Here is an 864-nt window from a genome sequence, read left to right as displayed (position 1 = left end):
ATTTCTATACATTAATTTGACTTTCCTAATCGATTTGTTCACATCTTATTTCAATCTACTATATCGTTAGAATAATAATTAGTTTATATAACACAAAAATTAAGTAATACTCTTGCTATGCTTCAAAATTTTTATAAAATAACATTAACTTTATACAAAATAAATTGAAATTTTTTATATGACGAGGTTTTTTATGGTAAAAAAATTCGAAAAAATTATTTCTTCTACTTTTTATAATAGACTTCCTGTGAAACTAAAATCCTAGTTCACGGTTGATAATGCCCGCAATCAAATTCATTTGTAATCCAAACCGTTTGCGTCGATTTCGATAGGTTGTTGAAAATATTTTAAACGTCTTTACTTTGGCAAAAATATTCTCAACCTTGATTCTCTCTTTAGAGAGTACATGATTATAGGATTGATCTTCAAGAGTTAGTGGCTTAAGTTTGCTTGATTTCCTCGGAGTTTGCGCTTGTGAATACATCTTCATGAGTCCTTGATAACCACTGTCTGCCAAGATTTTACCAGCTTGTCCGATATTTCTGCGACTCATGTTGAACAATTCATATCGTGGCAATAGTTCACAGCGATATCCAAAGAAACAATTCTCCCTTGGCTTGTGACAATCGCTTGAGCCTTCATAGCATGATATTTCTTTTTACCAGAATAATTGGCTAGTTGATTTTTTTAGGACGATTGATTTTTACCTCTGTTGCATCCACAATCACCGTATCCTCAGCACTAAGATGAGTTTTTGAAATCGTAAAACCACTTTGAATAAGAGTTGCTTCAACCCATTGACTCCGACGGATTAAGTTGCTTTCGTGAATGCCAAAATCAGCCGCAATTTGTTCATAAGTGCGG

General features: G+C 32.9%; 1 pseudogene. It reads right to left on the bottom strand.

Going from position 1 to position 864, the window contains the following annotated elements:
* Positions 1 to 253: 253 nt before the first annotated feature.
* A pseudogene (locus ADH54_RS11140) lies at positions 254 to 864 on the bottom strand (IS5 family transposase); the annotation flags it as partial.

This window comes from Streptococcus pseudopneumoniae (assembly GCF_001072315.1).
Classification (GTDB): Bacteria; Bacillota; Bacilli; order Lactobacillales; family Streptococcaceae; genus Streptococcus; species Streptococcus pseudopneumoniae_R.
Note: the sequence above shows the minus strand (reverse complement) of the source record. Positions and strands in the feature narration are given on the sequence as shown.